Annotated in this window: 9 protein-coding genes; 8 read left to right on the top strand and 1 reads right to left on the bottom strand. The window is 47.3% G+C overall.

The features are described 5' to 3' along the window. The first annotated feature begins 16 nt into the window (after window positions 1-16). Genes MKY73_RS13740 through MKY73_RS13725 form a run of 4 tightly spaced genes read left to right on the top strand, consistent with a single transcriptional unit; the run spans window position 17 to window position 9,893 of the window. A complete protein-coding gene (locus MKY73_RS13740) occupies window positions 17-2,365 on the top strand; it encodes a glycoside hydrolase family 95 protein (protein WP_339308095.1) in 2,349 nt (782 codons plus the stop codon). Window positions 2,366-2,425: 60 nt separating this feature from the next. Continuing rightward, window positions 2,426-3,994: a hypothetical protein gene (locus tag MKY73_RS13735; protein WP_339308093.1), complete on the top strand. Its 1,569-nt coding sequence runs from the start codon at window positions 2,426-2,428 to the stop codon at window positions 3,992-3,994. A 33-nt stretch (window positions 3,995-4,027) separates the two neighbouring features. Further along, window positions 4,028-7,948, top strand: coding sequence for a heparinase II/III family protein (locus tag MKY73_RS13730; protein WP_339308092.1), 3,921 nt, complete (start codon window positions 4,028-4,030; stop codon window positions 7,946-7,948). After that, window positions 7,896-9,893 (top strand): glycoside hydrolase 43 family protein, encoded by a 1,998-nt coding sequence (locus tag MKY73_RS13725; protein ID WP_339308091.1) that lies wholly within the window; start codon window positions 7,896-7,898, stop codon window positions 9,891-9,893. Before MKY73_RS13730 ends, MKY73_RS13725 begins: the two co-directional genes overlap by 53 nt. Before the next feature lie 103 nt (window positions 9,894-9,996). Here MKY73_RS13725 and MKY73_RS13720 read toward each other — a convergent pair whose 3' ends face one another. Beyond that, window positions 9,997-10,809: an AraC family transcriptional regulator gene (locus tag MKY73_RS13720; protein WP_339308089.1), complete on the bottom strand. Its 813-nt coding sequence runs from the start codon at window positions 10,807-10,809 to the stop codon at window positions 9,997-9,999. Window positions 10,810-10,977: 168 nt separating this feature from the next. Between MKY73_RS13720 and MKY73_RS13715 the strand changes: the two genes are divergently transcribed. From MKY73_RS13715 to MKY73_RS13700, 4 genes are all read left to right on the top strand, one after another. Beyond that, a complete protein-coding gene (locus MKY73_RS13715; RefSeq protein ID WP_339308087.1) occupies window positions 10,978-14,673 on the top strand; it encodes a glycosyl hydrolase in 3,696 nt (1,231 codons plus the stop codon). Between the two features lie 194 nt (window positions 14,674-14,867). Continuing rightward, the gene (locus MKY73_RS13710; protein ID WP_339308086.1) at window positions 14,868-15,731 is read left to right on the top strand and encodes an ABC transporter permease subunit; all 864 of its coding nucleotides are present in this window, start codon (window positions 14,868-14,870) and stop codon (window positions 15,729-15,731) included. A gap of 52 nt (window positions 15,732-15,783) precedes the next feature. Then, window positions 15,784-16,653 carry a carbohydrate ABC transporter permease gene (locus MKY73_RS13705; RefSeq protein ID WP_339308084.1) on the top strand — a complete coding sequence of 290 codons (870 nt, stop codon included), beginning with the start codon at window positions 15,784-15,786 and terminating at the stop codon, window positions 16,651-16,653. Window positions 16,654-16,750: 97 nt separating this feature from the next. After that, complete coding sequence (locus MKY73_RS13700) at window positions 16,751-18,334, top strand: hypothetical protein (RefSeq protein WP_339308082.1); 1,584 nt, start codon at window positions 16,751-16,753, stop codon at window positions 18,332-18,334. The last annotated feature ends 4 nt before the right edge of the window (window positions 18,335-18,338 follow it).

Here is an 18,338-nt window from a genome sequence, read left to right as displayed (position 1 = left end):
GAAAGGAGCTGGAAACATGAGCGTAGTCAAGAACGCTGCTAATCATAATGGGTCTGCGATATGGTTCGACGAGCCAGCGAAAGAATGGAACGAGTGTCTGCCCATTGGTAACGGTACTTTGGGAGGCATGGTCTACGGCGGTATAACTCAGGAAGTTATTCAATTGAATGAGGACAGCTTATGGTATGGCGGTCCTACGGACCGGAACAACACTGATGCTTCTGCAAACCTGGGACGTATTCGGGAGTTACTTATGGAGGGGCACCTTCAGGAAGCTGAACGTCTTGCATTACTTTCTTTGTCGGGAGTTCCTGAATCCCAGCGTCATTATTTGCCTTTGGGTGATCTGAACTTAACTTTTCGATCCGCATTGCCGGGAGAGGCTATTACAACCGAGTCCTACCGCCGTGAGCTGAACCTGGATGAAGGGCATGTCGCGGTAAGTTATACGCAGAACGGAATAACACATCGGCGGGAGATATTTGCTAGTTATCCTGACCATGCAATTTTTATTCATCTGACAGCTGATCAGCCAGGAAGCATCGATGTGGATGTACAATTGTCGGGCGGTGTACGCAAACGTCATATGGATGGAATAATTCGCTTAAGCGACAATCGCATGGCGATGCATGGGAGTACTGGCGGGGGCGGAGTCAACTATGCGGCAGCCTTACAGGTACGTTCCGTTGGAGGCTCCGTACAGATGATTGGGGAAACCGCGGTGGTGGATAGCGCAGATGAGGTCATCATTTCACTCACTGCGGCAACCTCATTCCGGTACGACCAACCGCTAGAGGAATGTGATACGCGTCTGCAACAACTTGCAGAATATACACTGGATACGCTGAAAAAACGGCACAGGACCGACTATCAGGCATTATACCAGCGAATGTCACTCCAACTAGGTCCGGTAAATAAGGAATTGCAACATTTTCCAGCCAATATACGCCTTGAACGAGTTCAGGCTGGAGAAACGGATCATGGATTAATTGAACTATATTTTCAATTCGGTAGGTATCTCCTCGTTTCGAGCAGTCGGCCTGGATCTTTGCCCGCCAACTTGCAGGGCATATGGAACGAACATCTTACGCCGCCATGGGATAGTAAATATACGATCAATATCAATACCCAGATGAACTATTGGCCAGCCGAATGTTGCAACCTGTCTGAATGCCATGAACCTCTGTTTGAGCTGATTGAACGGATGCGAGAGCCTGGGCGACACACAGCTAAAGTTATGTATGGATGTGAGGGGTTTGTCGCACATCATAATACGGATATCTGGGCAGACACCGCTCCACAGGATACGTATATGCCAGCTACACATTGGCCGATGGGCGCGGCCTGGCTGTGTCTTCATATGTGGGAGCATTATCTATACAGTGCCGATTTGCCATTTCTGGGACGAGCGTATGAAACGATGAAGGAGTCTGCTGTCTTTTTCCTCGACTATCTGATTGAACTTCCAGACGGGAGACTGGTGACGAGTCCGTCTGTTTCTCCAGAAAATACGTATATGTTGCCCAGTGGTGAAAAAGGTACGTTATGCTTCGGCCCAGCCATGGACAGCCAAATTCTGCATGAGTTATTTACAGGCTGTATCGAGGCATCAATTCAATTGAACAAGGATCAGGAGTTTCGAAATCAACTGATTTCGGCACGAGATCGCCTTCCAGGGATCGAGATTGGGAAGCATGGACAGATCATGGAATGGCTGGAGGATCACGAGGAAGCGGAACCGGGACATCGTCATATGTCCCATCTGTTCGCCCTGTATCCTGGTAATCGTATTACACCAGCGAATACACCAGAGCTAAGTCATGCTGCACGAGTAACACTAGAACGTCGATTGGAGAACGGAGGAGGTCACACAGGATGGAGCCGGGCATGGTTGATTAATTTCTGGGCCCGGCTGCTTGATGGAGAACAAGTCTATCAAAACCTGATATCTCTGTTACAACACTCTACGCTACCGAATCTGTTGGATAATCATCCACCATTCCAGATTGATGGTAACTTTGGTGCTACAGCGGGCATCGCGGAGGCATTACTGCAAAGTCACACCGGAACATTGTCGATTCTCCCGGCGCTGCCTCCTGCATGGTCCGAGGGAAAAGTAACAGGCCTTAAGGCACGCGGAGGCTATACAGTGGATATTGAATGGTTTGCAGACGGGCGGCTCGTTGCCCGTATTACCGCCACACAGACCGGGATGTGTTGCATTCAGGCAAAGCAGATAAACCAGATCATACAGCAGGGAGCTGAGGCTAACCTGTCAGAGAGTATAAGCACAAACGGTGAGCCGAAAACGTTGGAACTGGAAGCAGGTCATATCTATGAGGTATTCGCCAGATACCATATCTGATTACACAGGTCAATACACTTGATTACATTACAAACATGAATGGATGATGGAGGGGTATGAATGAATATTAATTTTCAAGGAGAATCCAAACCATTAAATCATATATGGTCTGCATGTGTGGGGGCAGGCAGAGCCAATGAAGGACTGCGTGCAGACTGGCAGAGTCACTTGTCCAAGGCAGTAGAACATGGAGGATTCCGATACTTGCGATTCCATGGTTTGCTTCACGATGATATGCATGTATACAAAATCGTTGATGGACAGGAAGTGTTTAATTTCCAGTATGTTGACGCATTGTTTGATGCGATGCTGGATCGGGGAATTCGTCCTTTTGTTGAATTTGGCTTTATGCCAAGTGATCTAGCGTCTACTGAAAGAACTCAGTTTTGGTGGAAAGGCAATATTGCACCTCCGAATGATTATGATAAATGGGCGAATCTAATCTCGAAGCTGGTGGAGCACTGGGTTGTTCGATATGGTCTGGAGGAAGTGAAGAATTGGTACTTTGAGGTCTGGAACGAGCCGAACCTGAGTGCATTCTGGGATGGAACTAAGGAGCAATATTTCAGGTTGTATGAAATATCTGTTGCGGCAATTAAAGCTATAGATGACCGTCTTCGTGTCGGTGGACCGGCTACTAGCAACTTTGTACCGGATACGCGGTTTGATGGCGAATTAGAAGATATCTCGTCCCATCTAACACTGGTAACGGACGATCTGGATTCGCTGGAATGGAAAGGGGTCTGGATCGAGGATTTCCTTGCTTACTGCGAGCAAAAGAAACTGCCGGTTGATTTCATCTCCACTCATCCATACCCTACGGACTTTGCGCTGGATGGACATGGCGAGTTTCAGGGAAGATCTAGACATGCCGGTTCTACCAAAGAGGATATTGAATGGATTAAACGTGTGATTGCGAGCAGTGCCTATCCCGATGTGGAAATTCATCTTACCGAATGGAGCAGCAGTCCTTCTTCCCGGGATTGCAGTCACGACTATTTGCCTGCAGCTGCGTATGTGGTCAAGACGAATCTCGACGTGTCTGACCTGATTGACTCGCTGTCCTATTGGGTGTTCACAGATGTATTTGAAGAGGTTGGCGCAGGACCGGCGGCTTTTCATGGGGGATTCGGCATGCTGAGTCTGCAAGGTGTACCGAAACCGACCTTCCATGCGTATTCCTTTCTGAATCAACTTGGACAGCATGAACTCGCACGGAGTGAAGGTTCGATAATTACTCGTACAGATAACGGAGAACTTCGCGGGTTGTTTTACAATTATCCCGAAGACTATAAGGGGACGGTACCTATGTCCGTTTATCCGGATCAAACGGTAGCACAGACAGCACAATCACTTGGTAGCAGCAGAACGTTCAATCTGGTTGTAGAGCAGGTTGCGCCAGGTACCAAATTTGTATTAAGAACTGTAGATCGTGAGCACGGTGTAGCTGTGCAGTTGTGGAACGAGATGGGCAGTCCCAATTCCCCGAGCAGGGAGCAAACTCAGAAATTGATTGCCTACGCAAATCAACTGAACAAACGGGAATTCATTGCGGACAGCGCGGGTCGATTAACACTCCATTTCAATATTGGCGCTTGGGCGATCGCCTTATTGTCCGAAAAGGTGTAGCGGCGAATATGTTCAAGGAAAGGGAATAGTATCATGGTGAAAACAAAGGAAACTGGCGCCGTTCTGACATTAGCCAAACGTTGGGTGGAGCGCGCAGTAGTAGGAACTGAACCGGGGCAATACAGTGAGCACGATTGGAAGGTTATTGTTGCGCTCCTGGAAGCAGAAGAACACGCGCAGCGAGACAAGTCGTCGACCCGGCATCTACTAGATGGAATGGACCAATTCCTGAGCCGGGTACATTGTTCTAACCGGATCATTAATGAAGAGAAGAACCTGCTTGATTATTCAACATATCGACGAGAGCTTACCCGTCTTGTATTCAAAGCCCGGGCGATATTACTCATAGACTCAGATCAATATACGGAAGGCGCAAAGGTAGCCCTGCTGGATCAGATCGAGAGGGCAGAAGCCGCGTTGAAAGGAACGTACACAGCACCATTTGTTCGCAATCGTGCTTTTGTGAATCCCCGAGCGGATGAAGATATCCAGGCAGTGACAGAGCATTGCACAATGGCACCCAGCTACAGCATGGGCACATACGGGCTTGGACCTGCACTTGAATGGTACACCTATCAACACATCATGACAGACTGTTATCAGACGGAGAAGGTATATGCTTATTCCATCGGATGTGTACAGGAAAGTAATCCAGAGCTGGCCCTGGGTGACAGTCCAACCGTAGAACTTAATTCCGGCAGCATGGCGTATTTATCTTTTAGGCTGCCACCCTCAGGTCAACGCAGACTTCGCCATGCTCGTATACGGCTAGTTAATCAATTCACTGATGGGAAACGTGCAGATCTATATGCTGTAGACCATTCCAGTCACCATCTCGTGAAGCTGGAGCATCTGACGTATCGCCAGATGGAGGCTCAACCTGAGATGATGCCTGGTACAGATCATTATCTTCGTTCGTTCCAGCTTGGCTTCGCTGAAGGGTTCAGCTATGCCGATCTGTCCGAGTATGTCATTCGTTCCATCGAGGATGGTGAACATGTGCAGCTGGCAATGACCCTTGCAAAAGGCGAACTGCCTTGCGGATTCTACACCTGCAACCACTCGGAGGAGCAGAAGAGACCTCTCATCGAGCTATTTTGGGATGAGGTGCAGCCGGAGGCATGGCAGCAAAAAGCAACCGAATTGTGTCAGCGAGCGAAGCAAATCCTGAAGGACGAACATCCGGGTAACGCACTGGGACAGGTTAACCCTGGAGCCTATCGGCAATTAGAGCAGGAATTAGCCAATATGGAATGTATAGTCCGTACATCGTTAGAGCGGAAAATCGTAACAGAGTCCGGCAGAGCACTGGTACGACTTCTTAATGCTATGCGTGATCTTCGGCATAGCCGGGTATTACGCAGTGATATGCCCGGAGCATGGAATTTGTTTTTTACTGACCAGGGACTAGAAGACCTTCGCACAAAAATTGCACAAAATGAGGAGCTTTCGCGGGAATTCCAGAAGGTCAGGGAATGGTCTGAACGCAGAAGTCTGTCCGATCTGCAATCGTATATATCCGTGATACAGGAGCAACCGGACTGGCATTTGCTGAATGATCAATTCGGTTTGTGGACCCGCTCGCGGCTACTAACCTTTACCCCGCCAGAAAACGCAGTGTCTGCATCCCTTATCTTTCTACTGCCTTCAGAAGAGAATGAAGAGCATGGCAAACTCGGTCATGTCTGGATTGACAGTGTAGGCATTATCCCTGCACATGATACCAATCTGGAAATTGAAAATAGCGGGTTTGATGAAGGAAAACAACTTCCAAATCATTGGACGCCAGCGACAATCAGAGGAAAGCCCTTACTGCGCTGGGAAGATCGCAAGGAATATGTGCAGGAAGGTTCTCACTCCATATATCTGGAGAACCCGACGTCGGGAGACGAGGGGGCCTGGGTGTATGAGAAGGATATCCCGCTACAAGGGGGAGTCAGCCATACAATTACGTACTTTGCGAAGGTCGAAGGGAAATTTAAGCAAGGTGTTCATGCTGTACTCACGTTCAAGGATGCCTTCGGCAGAGAAGTAGGCTCTTTCCAAGGTATACACAATAAGAAGTCACTGCCAGGAAATCCAGAGCTTCAACTCACGGTATCTTTCCAGGCGGATGCACTGATGTATGTTTGGACGGGCGATCGGAGTTATGCTGAAAAGGTGAAGCTCCAGATATTATGGCTGCTAAATGATTATTGTCAGGGTGTGGAATCGTGGCTTGTTCATAATGTGCGTCCTGATGGACTGGATGCATATGGTGCGGTACAAATCGGACGTGTCACTACCCTGATTGCTACTTCTTACTCACTAATTCGGGAGGCCTATGTATTCTCTCAGAATGAATATAACCGGATGATGGCACAGCTGGATTATCTGATCCGTGATCTGATGGATCTGCGTGATCGAACGGAGCTTGGGGCTTATCGCGCACAGCAAGGAACAAGCAACTGGCAGACGGATATGGCGGCAGGCGCAGCTATGCTGGCGATGGCATTCCCGCAAATGCCACATGCGAGACAATGGTTGGATAATAGTCAATTAATTCTGAAAGGTCAGCTGGACTATCACATTAACGAAGACGGCTCCTGGCCGGAGTCGATCCGTTATCTGTTCGCTGTTATCCAGCGCTATGGTACATTCGCCAAGACACTTCGTCACATGACGGGAGAAAATTGGTTTCAGGGTACGCGCTTCAGCAGCACATTCCAGTATGCATTGTCGGTACAAACACCTCCCTATACGTTTTTTGACAACAAAATTAGTACGCCCAACTTCGGAGATCACACCCTGGATAACGGAGCGGGCTTCGCCGTTCTGGGACTGTACGTGGATGAGATTGTCTCTTCTGATCCTGAACTGGGAGCAAAGGTGTATGAGACATGGATTCGAGCTGGAAAACCGTTATGCGGATTTGGCGTGGAATCAAATATGCTGGAAAACTTTTTCATGCCATCCCATATCGACACCTTGGCTTCTGATTCAAAAACTCTGAGTTTGGCTTCACAACGTTTCGAAGATATCGGCTTATATGTGTTTCGTCAGAACTTTGATCGCCCGAATGAACGTTACCTGTCTGTGATCTCAAGCCGAACACCTGTGGGTCATGGACATCATGATCAGGGTTCCTTTATATGGTATGTCGACGGAATACCACTGGTGGTTGATCCGGGGGTAGAAAGTTATTTTGACAGTACATTTGCATGGTATAAAGGCTCCTCCTCTCATAGCGTAGTCCAGTTCTGTCATAAGGGGCAATACGTCGATATGCCGCGGGTGAGCGAAGTCCAGCATTTATGTACTACTGATCTGTTAGATGAGATCACGATACGTATTCAGAGTCCGACAGATACAGGTAGCCATACTCGTCATATCGCATATGTGAAAAATGGACTGGATGTGCTGATTCTGTGGGATGTGATCCGGGATGCGGCAGAAGGAACAAGAATGAATCTGCCTCTAGCCGCTGCATCAACGGTCATTGAAGACCGCCGTGCCTTATCAACCGGCCATTATGGTATTGACGTGGAGACAACCAGCCTGCTTCCGCAGCGAGTTAACCTAATCCAAGAGTGGGGAAGAAGCTGTGCCCTTGCACCACCTGTAGAAGGAAAATCACAGTTAAACTATCTGAGAGTAAAGGCTGGTCGAAATGAGCCACTATTGACAGTGCTTTACCCTCATCCAACAGGTAGCGAAGGCCTGCGTATTAATCCGATACCTTGCTCGGAAGAGCATATATCAGCTTACCAGATCATGAATATGAATCGTGTTGAGGCCATGCTGGTTGTCAATACGAGTGACGAACGTGTAACAACCGAACTGAGATACGAGCACACGTTGATGGATACACGTAGCGAGGAGATCATCCCGGGCATCCAGCGTCAGATCAGGTTGTCGCTGGATGGAGGACAACTGCGCGTATTCGTCCCATTTCAAGATACAGATCAAATCTAATGACAACTCATACAGGAGGGAGAGCGGTTGGAAAACCTGCCATCAGACTTATATGCGCAAAGAAAACAATGAACATCGTTATATAAACTCGGGGTTTCCCCAGCCTTGGGGAGACCAAGGTAATGGTCGCTATTGTAATCCTGTACTTCCAGGTGATTATAGTGATGCAGATGTGGTTCGAGTGGGGGATGATTATTATTTGGCTTCATCGACCTTCCAGAATTCTGGGGGTGTAGTCATCCTTCATTCCAAGGATTTGGTGAATTGGAAGACGATTAGTTATGCCATCAAGCATGTCTCTGTGCTTGGCCCCAAATTCAATTGGGATCAGATGGATAATTACGGTCATGGAATTTTTGCCCCATCTATTCACTATCATGATGGGGTATTCAGAGTATATGTGAATTGTTATAAAGGGGAAGGTTTCTTCGTTGCCACAGCAAAACAGGCGGAAGGTCCATGGCAAGTAAACCAGTTAAAAGACAAGAATGGCAAGTTGCTTCGAGTAGAGCCATGGACAGACCCGGATGCATTTTGGGATGATGATGGAAAAGCATATCTTGCCACAGCATATTTGGGTACCCATTCTTTGTATTTGTTCCAAATGAGCCCGGATGGAACCCATCTACTTGACGCAGATGTGGATGACCTCCCAGGTTCAGGCACCGTTTTTTATCAGGTCGAAGGTACAGAAGGCAATAAAATATTCAAGTATCATGGATATTATTATTTATTTAACGTGGATTTTCAAGGAAGAAGCCCCGCAGGACGGGGAGGCTATATCAAGCGATCCAGACATCTATACGGTACCAAGCCTGATGGAACGGCAGGAGGACCGGGCGATCTCGGATCGTATGACATTCGTTTTATGGGTCACCAGTTTCCCTCACAGGGTGCTTTTATTGATACACCAGATGGAAAATGGCATTTTATGGGCCAATACGATGATGGTGGTGTAGCCGGACGCAAAGTGCATCTGATTCCTGTGACATGGATGGATGACTGGCCTTATTTTGGCGAAATCGAGAATGGTTCTCCTAACGGTAGAATGACTTGGGAAGCTCCCAAGCCTGTGCAAGGATATGGTGTTGAGCAACCCCAGGGAAGTGATGAGTTTAATGAACTTCTCCTGTCACCAAGGTGGCAATGGAATCATGAACCTCGTGCGGATTACTGGACTCTCGCTGAGCGGCCGGGACATTTGCGACTCAAGGGATTCAGACCAATCAAGGGAGGTGGCTTTTTCCAGGCTGGGAATACGTTATCTCAACGCTACCTCATGACGACAGGACTACAGGTGGATACCAAGTTTGATCTTGCGGGAATGTCGGATGGGCTTCGAGCGGGCCTGGTTCATTTAAATGGGGGCGTGGATTATGCCATGATTGGAGTCTCACAGCATGGCGGAAGATGTGTAATTTATACTGAAGTAAATGGTGCATCGGAATATGGACCTGTGTTGGATACAAACCAGGAAGAGATCTGGCTGGGCACCCGAGTGAATGATGAATGTGTCAGCGTATTCTATTACAGTATGAATGGAACAGAATGGGTTAGATTTGGAAACCCGTACCCTTTGCGGTGGGGAGGGTATCGTGGCAACAATATAGGGTTGTATTGTTATAATCAGACGTATGATCAGGGCTATGTAGACTTCGTTTATTACCACTATTCTCATACTGGTCCACAATTCGAGGGAGAGGTCTATGTTCCTCATAATGATATTGTTCTTCGCCAAGGTGAGCCCATCGAACTTCCGTTGCTAAAATCCGATGGGTTTGGGCGTAAAGTTGAGATGAACGCCGAAGCCACGTTTTATTCCATGAGTTCTGACATTGCTACGGTCACACCAGACGGTACAATAATAGGCGTTGGAACAGGTATCACAGATATTGTTATCCTGTTAAATCAACGTACTTACATTGTGGGCCTACGTGTACTTTGATTTATATTCCATAATTTAGAGGCCGCTGTATTAAGATGTTCCCCAAGATGACTTTAATTAACTCTGTTTTACAGAGTCTAATGCATCTTGGGGATTTTGTTATTTACCTACTCCAAATACGGAATTTGGCGGGTGTCATCTCGGTATATTGAAGGAACATACGAGTGAGATGCGAACGCTCCATTCCTAGTTCTGTAGCGATTTCCTCTACAGACCAATCCGTGGTCAGAAGCATTTTTTTGGCACGCTCCATCTTCAGGCTTGCCCAGTATTGATGTGGTGTTGTACCGAATACTGATTTGAAATATCGAAAGAAGTACTTGGGGCTATAACCAAATGCCGTTGCAACAGATTCGATATTTAATGGTCCGTCGATGTGTTCTTGCATATACTGGGCGATTGCATCTGCACGCTCCTGCTGGCTATTTGCAATCAGCTTGGGACGAGCACCAGGTTTGCTCCATAACTCGTAAAACAGAGCGAATATAGCGGCTTTAACCGCAAGCGGTGACCATTCGTCGTCACTGTTAAACGCTTCAATTAATTGGGAAAAAATCAGCTCTGCACGATGATCTTCTCCAAGCTTGATGCGCAGTGGGGGATACAATATACGAAACAGTGGGATGTGTCCACAGTGTGCATGAAAATGACAGAACATTTGTCGAAAAGGTCTAGTTTGCGATGTAGAGTATGAGATGAGAGAACCCGCAGGTAGGAAATAGACTTCCCCAGATTGGGGGCGGAATGATTCATGATTAATCTCAAGTTTGCCTTGACCTTCAAGAAATAAATACAGACAGTTATTTGCAGTGACATGCTTGTAGTGATTCCAATCTGCAGGTACCCGCACATTCCCGGCTAAGGTCACATTAACCTTCATCTCCTCAAGGTGTCTTTGAAGCTGTGACAATCCCATCCATCCCCCTCCTTGTTTATGTCGTTGGATATGAATGATTTTAGCATAAGAGCATGAAAGGTTACTATCTTACACATCTACGTGAGTTCTATGTCTATGAGAAGCAATTCTTTTTAGGTACGATGAAAGTGTTAGCGTTCACAAAAAGAAATGGAGGAATCGACCAGTATGAACAGTACGAACATGGATGATTCATCTCAAAGGGAAGCAAAACTGGCCGAGGGAAAGTCAGAAGGGAAGCGGAGATTGGGGTACCCTAGTCGCTCCCCCGACCTCGATGTTCTATCCGGTTTTCAGTCCCCACCCGAAGGATACGGCGAAGTCGCCTTCTATTGGTGGGTAGGAGAGGCACTGGACAAGGAGAGACTCGAATGGCAACTGTGCCAATTGAAGGACCACCACATAACTGCACTACAAATTAATTATGCTCATGGGGATGAAGGCGGTCTATCATATGGGCTGACTTATCCGAGTGACCCTCCTTTGTTCTCCGAAGAATGGTGGGAGCTGTTCCGCTGGTTTGCGGCTAAGGCGGGAGAATACGGCATTTCCGTCAGTTTGAGCGATTATACGCTGTGTACGCCGGGGCAAGGCTCGTACGCGGATGAGATTTTGGCCAAATACCCTGATCTGGCTGGGTCAGTCCTCCAAAGCACAAGTTGGGATACGGGGCAGGATCTCTCGTCATGGGCAATTCCGTTACATACACTCAGCATAATGGCCGTTCGGGAAGAAGATGGAGCTGCAGTTGAAGTTCTTAACCTGAATGCCCATATCCATGGAGACTATCTTCATTGGTCCACGTCACAAGGTATCTGGCGCATAACCGCAGTCCACCTTGAGGAGCGACCCATGTCGATAGATCCTACGCATCCGCGCAGCGGTGAGCTTGTCATTGCGCATTTCTTCCAAAGGTTTGAGGATCGCCTCAAGGACATACCGGGGGCGCGTTTGGGGTTCTTTTTCTCCGATGAGCTTGATTTCGGACTGGGGAGATTCATCTGGAGTGACGCGCTCCGTCAAGCATTCATCAGGTATAAGGGTTATGATCCTCTGCCTGAGCTGGCAGGTCTATTCGTTGACATCGGTTCGCGGACGACAAAGATTAGACTTGACTACGGGGATGTGATGGTGGAGTTATCTGAAGACCATTACTTCAAACCTGTGTTTGATTGGCATGAGCGCCGGGGGCTAATTTATGGTTGCGATCATGGTGGACGGGGCAAAGATCCGATCGAATTTGGAGACTATTTTCGTACCCAGCGTTGGAATCAAGGCCCTGGGTGTGATCAGCCAAATCTAGCTTGTGATTTGATTAAAAACAAAGTGGCCAGTTCAATTGCACATTTGTACGAGCGGCCACGAACCTGGCTTGAAGGGTTCTACGGAAGTGGCTGGGGTACGACAACGGCAGCGTTAACGGACGCCATATTCCGAAATTTTGTGAGCGGACATAATCTGCTTACACTCCATGGGCTGTACTATACAACATATGGCGGTTGGTGGGAGTGGGCTCCGCCCTGCAATCATTTTAGAATGCCCTATTGGTCACATATGGAGAGCTTGATGGGATGCACAGAACGATTGAGCTATGTACTTAGCCAAGGTTATCATGTCTGCGATGTAGCCGTTGTCTACCCTGTAGCAAGCCTGGAAGCGGGGTTGGCTGGGGATACTTCCCTAGAGACTGCTTTCGGAGCGGGAGACAACTTATTTAAAAGAGGAATCGATTTTGATTTCATTGATCATCAGTCTATCGAGAGAGCCAAGGTAGAGTCAGGTAAGCTTGCAGTGGCTGGGGAATCCTACAAAGTACTTATTTTACCCGCGATGCGTGCGATTCGTGGATCGACACTGCATAAGGCACTTGATTTCTTTAACTCAGGAGGAATCGTAATTGCCATCGGTTGCCTGCCTGAAGCAAGTGAGCGGGCCGGTTCGTCTGACCCTCAAATGGATGAATCCGTTCGTCGGCTCTTCGGCTGGACGGCTGCGGAGTCAGCGGAGGATGGGGGATTCAGAACGAATAGGCAATCGGCTGGAGGCATAGCCAAGACGGTTCGTAACTGGACAGAGGCTGTTGAGTCGATCGAAGCAGCATTTCCCCGAGACTTTTACTGCTCAGGTACCTTTGATTTCGCTGATGCGTTTCCCTTTATACAACATCGCAGAATTGGTCAGTATGAGCTATACGCTGTCTACAACGTTCCCCGAGGAACCGAATGCTTCTTTAGATGCCATGGCTCAGTAGAGCTTTGGAACCCGTGGGATGGCTCAACAACACCTATTCCGGTTCAACGAGTAGATCAGGACGGAACCTGGCTCTGTATGCCATTGGAGCACACGGAGCTTCACTTGCTCGTCTTTAGGCCTGTCACAAAGAGCTTGGTACATCATACGGATGTATCGCTTTATGCGGAATCTCTAGAACCTGCTTCAATAATGTCATTGGGAGCGGAATGGTCGTTTCATCTCCTCCCAACGATGGATAACCGTTTCGGAGATTTTCGTCAACCGGCCAGCAACGAGATCATCGGTTCGGAGGCACGCTTTCTTCGATTTGCCTGGGAGGAAGATGTATCAGAAGTGCTGGACTGGCATACATCGAATCTGGACGATTCGTGTTGGAGACAAACAGAGGTTGGATATGGCCCCTTCTTTTGGAGGATGGAGCCCATCACTCTGGAGGAATGCTCCATGGAGCTGGAGCAAAGCTGGGCATTGTTGAAAAGCCCGCCCCAAGAGACAGATCATCTGGAGCAGGCGCGCTGGACCACTTATGCATACTCAACACGCTACGGTATTGCAGGTGATCCGGGGCATCAGGGCTATCACGGATTAAAGGGCAACATTTCGGATGCCTTCCTGAGCTTTGGTCGTCCGTTCCATACGTTAACCGGGATACAATATGAAGCGGACGATGCTGAAATCTACTATCTATGGTCCACCATCGATTCGGATATACCACAGCAGGCTGAGTTGCTCCAGGGTGGACTTGAGCCAGATCATCTCTGGCTGAACGGCCGCTTGTTGGGAGTGGAAGACAAGATTGTGCCACTCCATGCAGGAAACAATACATTGCTGGCAAGGTATAGCGGACCCGGTCGAGGGTATATTGTGTTTGCTTCAGCTCAACATGCGAGCAACACGGAGCTTTACCCACTTGCTATGTCCTCGTATAACCATGCTGCTGTCCTGCATTTTAACGCATTTCCTCAGCGACGAGAGCAACCATGCTGGTATCGGTTTAATGCTCCGCCCGGGCTAGAAGCGATGGAACTGACCGTACATGGGGAAATAGAAGTCTGGTCGGATGGAATCTCATGTCATTTAGTAGCCATAGGGAAAGGTGCAGAAGGTGCTGTTCGCTACCAGGTTACGCTGTCCAAACCCGTGATCCATTCGTCACCCGTAGCGATCCGCCTCGTGCCATCTGGCGGCTTCTTTGAAGGTGCCGCTATACCCGAACCCATACAATTAAAATGTGGTGAAGGACTGATTACGCTTGGAGACTGGTCCGAGATCGATGGACTTCAATGTTACTCCGGTGGGGCTGTCTACCGAAAGTACATTCATTGGAATCCACAACAAGCTCCAAGACGGGTCATTATGCAATTAGGGCATGTTTCGGCTACCGCAGCTGTAAAAGTAAATGGTAAACATGTGCGTACATTGTTGCAGCCCCCATGGGAAGCAGATATCACTGCCTATTTAAATTCGGGCGATAACGAAATCGAAGTGTGTGTGTACAATACGTTGGCTAATCATTATAAGACGATTCCGACTCAATATCGGGGTGAACTTGTTTCCGGACTGTTAGGACCGGTTCAGCTGGTCATATATGGAACAAATCATCATATGTAAGATGCAGCGTACGCTTAAAAATGACCCTCCTTTATTGAAAATGGACCGTATTCATGCCATTGTTTCCAATTATATAATTGGAGTAACGATAAGGTTGAATCAAAGGAGGGGTTCTCATTCAAAAGAAAGCGTATTCAAAACTACTGCGAAAGCAATTCCCCTTTCATGCATTCGTTGGTACCGGAATTCTGTATTTGTTAGTTTTCAGCTATATACCGATGTTCGGTATCATTATTGCATTTAAGGATTACAACATCGCCACAGGCATTGAAGGGATGTTCACCAGCCCTTGGGCCGGACTATCTCATTTCAAGGAAATGCTTGACGATTACAATTTTCCGAGTCTTGTCAGAAATACCCTGTGGTTAAGCATTCTTAAGGTGCTTTTCTCGTATCCAATACCGATTCTATTCGCAATTATGCTCAGTGAAGTTCGCAATGTCGTATTTAAACGATTTGTGCAGACCGTCAGTTATTTACCACACTTTGTATCCTGGGTAGTTGTAACAGGAATTGCATACGCTTTCTTTTCTTCCGGGTATGGCATATTTAACGATCTTTTACTCTCATTGCATGTCATTAAGGAACCGATTCAAGTTTTGACTGATCCTGATTCTTTTTATACGCTAGCCGTTTCGACGGCAATCTGGAAGGAAGCAGGTTGGTGGACCATTATTTTTCTTGCCGCGCTTGCAGGGATTGATCCCGCGCTCTATGAAGCCGCAGAAATGGACGGTGCAGGGAGAGTAAAGCGAATTCTCCATATTACGTTGCCGGGCTTAAAGGGTGCTGCGATCGTTGTCCTGATTCTTACCATTGGCAGCATACTTGGAGGTGGTCTGGTGGGATCCAACTTTGAGCAGTCAATGCTACTCGGAAATGCCCTGAATATAGAGCGTTCACAGATCATTCAGACCTATGCGTTTAATGTCGGTCTTGCACAAGGACGATTTTCCTTTGCAACTGCAATTGATTTGGCGCAATCTGTAATCTCGCTGATTCTTATATTCTCCAGCAACTATATCGCCAAACGTGTTTCCGGAACAGGCTTGTTCTGATGATTCTACAAGAAAGGAGCGGATAACCATAGGGAAGGGAAAAAAGCGGTCTTTGGAAGACTGGCTACTGGATTCGGTCATTGTAATTCTATTGATACTCATAATTCTGTTTACGCTGTATCCGTTTTACTACATCCTGATTATCACTTTTAACTCCGGGACAGATACGGCAAGCGGAGGCATGTATTTATGGCCGCGCCAATTTACGTTTGAGAACTACAGCTATTTTCTGAATGATCCCAAGTGGCTGAAGGCGTTTGGCATGTCCATCCTGCGAACGGTTGTAGGAACGACGCTTGGCGTGTTGTTCACCTGTCTGGTCGCTTACGGCTTGGCTCGCAAAGAGCTTTTGTTCCGGAAATCCTATTTTTTTATCATCATATTTGCCATGAACTTTTCGGGCGGTCTGATTGCTTATTATGTCGTGCTAAGGAGCATCGGGCTCATGAATACGTTTGGTGTATATGTGATCCCAGGTATGCTCAATTTGTTCTTCCTGCTCATTGCCATTTCGTTCTTTAACGAAATCCCAGAGGAGATTGGCGAATCTGCAAGGATTGATGGAGCAAGTGAGGTGAACATTTTTATTCGCATCATACTTCCTGTGTCAATGCCGCTCATCGCAACCATGTGTCTCTTCATTGGCTCTGGACATTGGAATTCGTGGCTGGATTCGGCTTATTTTGTTCAAAATGAGAACCTGCGCACCCTTACCTATCGAATGATGCAGGTTATTAACCAATCCATGGTTGCCTCTGGAGCCAGCGAGGCTGCGAATGCCGCAATGTCTCGAACACATGTCACACCATTTTCTATTCAAGCAACAGCAATGGTTGTTTCGATTTTGCCCATCTTGGGGGTGTATCCATTTTTACAAAAACATTTTGTGTCAGGCATGATGCTTGGCTCCGTCAAGGGATAATAGCAGTCAAGATGATTACGTAGTTTCAAGGCGTCTTACGGGCTGATTTTATCTGAAAATGCTTTAGATACAATTATATCTAACGGGGGTATAAACCATGTTGAAGCGGTTAAGAAAGTCAGCACTCCTTGCAGTCGCAGCACTCCTGCTTGGAGGCACAGTGGCATGCAACTCCAGTGATGGCACTGGCGGTACCAGCAGTGTTACGGGGGAAGGTGACAGTGCCCCTGCGAACAATAGTGGAGGGAAAGTACCAGGACAATGCACGAATCCGGTTGAGCTCGACATGTTTGTCGATGCTACATGGTATCCCTTCCAGGATTGGTCTGGCGAGATCCCCGAGGCCATTACGAAGGCAACATGTGTGAAGCCAAAAGTAACTGTTGCTACGGACGATAAGCAACTTGCTCTAATGGTAGCGTCAGGCAGCCTGCCGGATCTAGTGGTTTCCTTCAATTTCAAGCTAATGTCTGACAGTAAGCTCTCGCTTCCTTACAATGAAATCTTTCCTCAATACGCACGAAATGTGAAGTTTGATCCGGTGAAGGAATTTGTGAATACGGTAAGTGATGGGAATTATTACGCCATTCGTAATGACTTTTCTACGGAATCAGAATGGAAAGCCAATCCATACGCCCACATGATGACGGCCGGACTTGCGATGCGTAAGGATATTCTGGAGGAAATCGGTAACCCTCCGATCAAGTCTTTGGAGGATCTGAATAGTGTCTTCTTGCAGGTGAAGCAGAAGCACCCTGAGATGAGTCCTTTGATCCTGAATCCAAACTGGTTGCGTCCTTATTTTGATACCCAGTTTGGAGCCCAAGGCGGTTTTGTAGATGAAGGTGGCAAGCTCGTTTATTACCTGAAACAGAATGCATTACGCAAATCGGCACTGTATATGAATAGTCTCTATCGTAATGGTTTCGTATCAAGCGAGAACTTTGCTTATAAGAATGAATCGGAGACGGAACAAATGATGCTTGCAAATAAAGGGTTTGCTTATACCTGGACCTATGCTGCTGCAGATCGCTTGAATGCAGATGGCAAGGGAAAGTATCCGTTCGTTCAGCTTGCTGAGCCGCTTGGGCCTGAAGCGAAGATAGTCAGTACGGGAACCGGTGGTCTGGGTGTCTATGTAACGAAGAATAATAAAGATGTGGAAGCTTCTGTACGGTTGCTCGAATATATGTTTACAGAGGAAGGCTGGAGACTGGGTGAGTGGGGCATAGAGAACCAGGACTGGACATGGAACGATCAAGGTTATCCCGAATTCAAATATGATAACAACGACCTTGAATCGATTAAGAATAAAGGAGTTTACTGGTGGGGAGTCCCTTGGGAATCCGGTGTAGGCATGGCGCTCACATCGTATAAGGAGGGCTCAGAAACAACAAGACAAGGTGAGCATTACGACAAAATTATTTCATTTAACCCTGCTATCGGTATGATTGCTCCCGATACGGATTCTCCAGAGCAAATTATTAAAACGAATATAGATAATATGATCAAAACGGAGATTACCAAAGTCTATCTGGCAAAGGATGAGCATCAAGCGAATCAGGCGTTCGATGATCTATTGATTAAAGCTGATAAAATGGGGATCGAAAAACTGGAAAGCTGGGCGAATGCACAATATGGACCTTATAAAGAGAAATATGACAGTCTGACGAAAAAATAATCTT

It is taken from the genome of Paenibacillus sp. FSL R5-0519, from assembly GCF_037974275.1.
Taxonomy (GTDB): Bacteria; Bacillota; Bacilli; order Paenibacillales; family Paenibacillaceae; genus Paenibacillus.
This window is presented reverse-complemented; position numbering and strand designations above follow the sequence as displayed.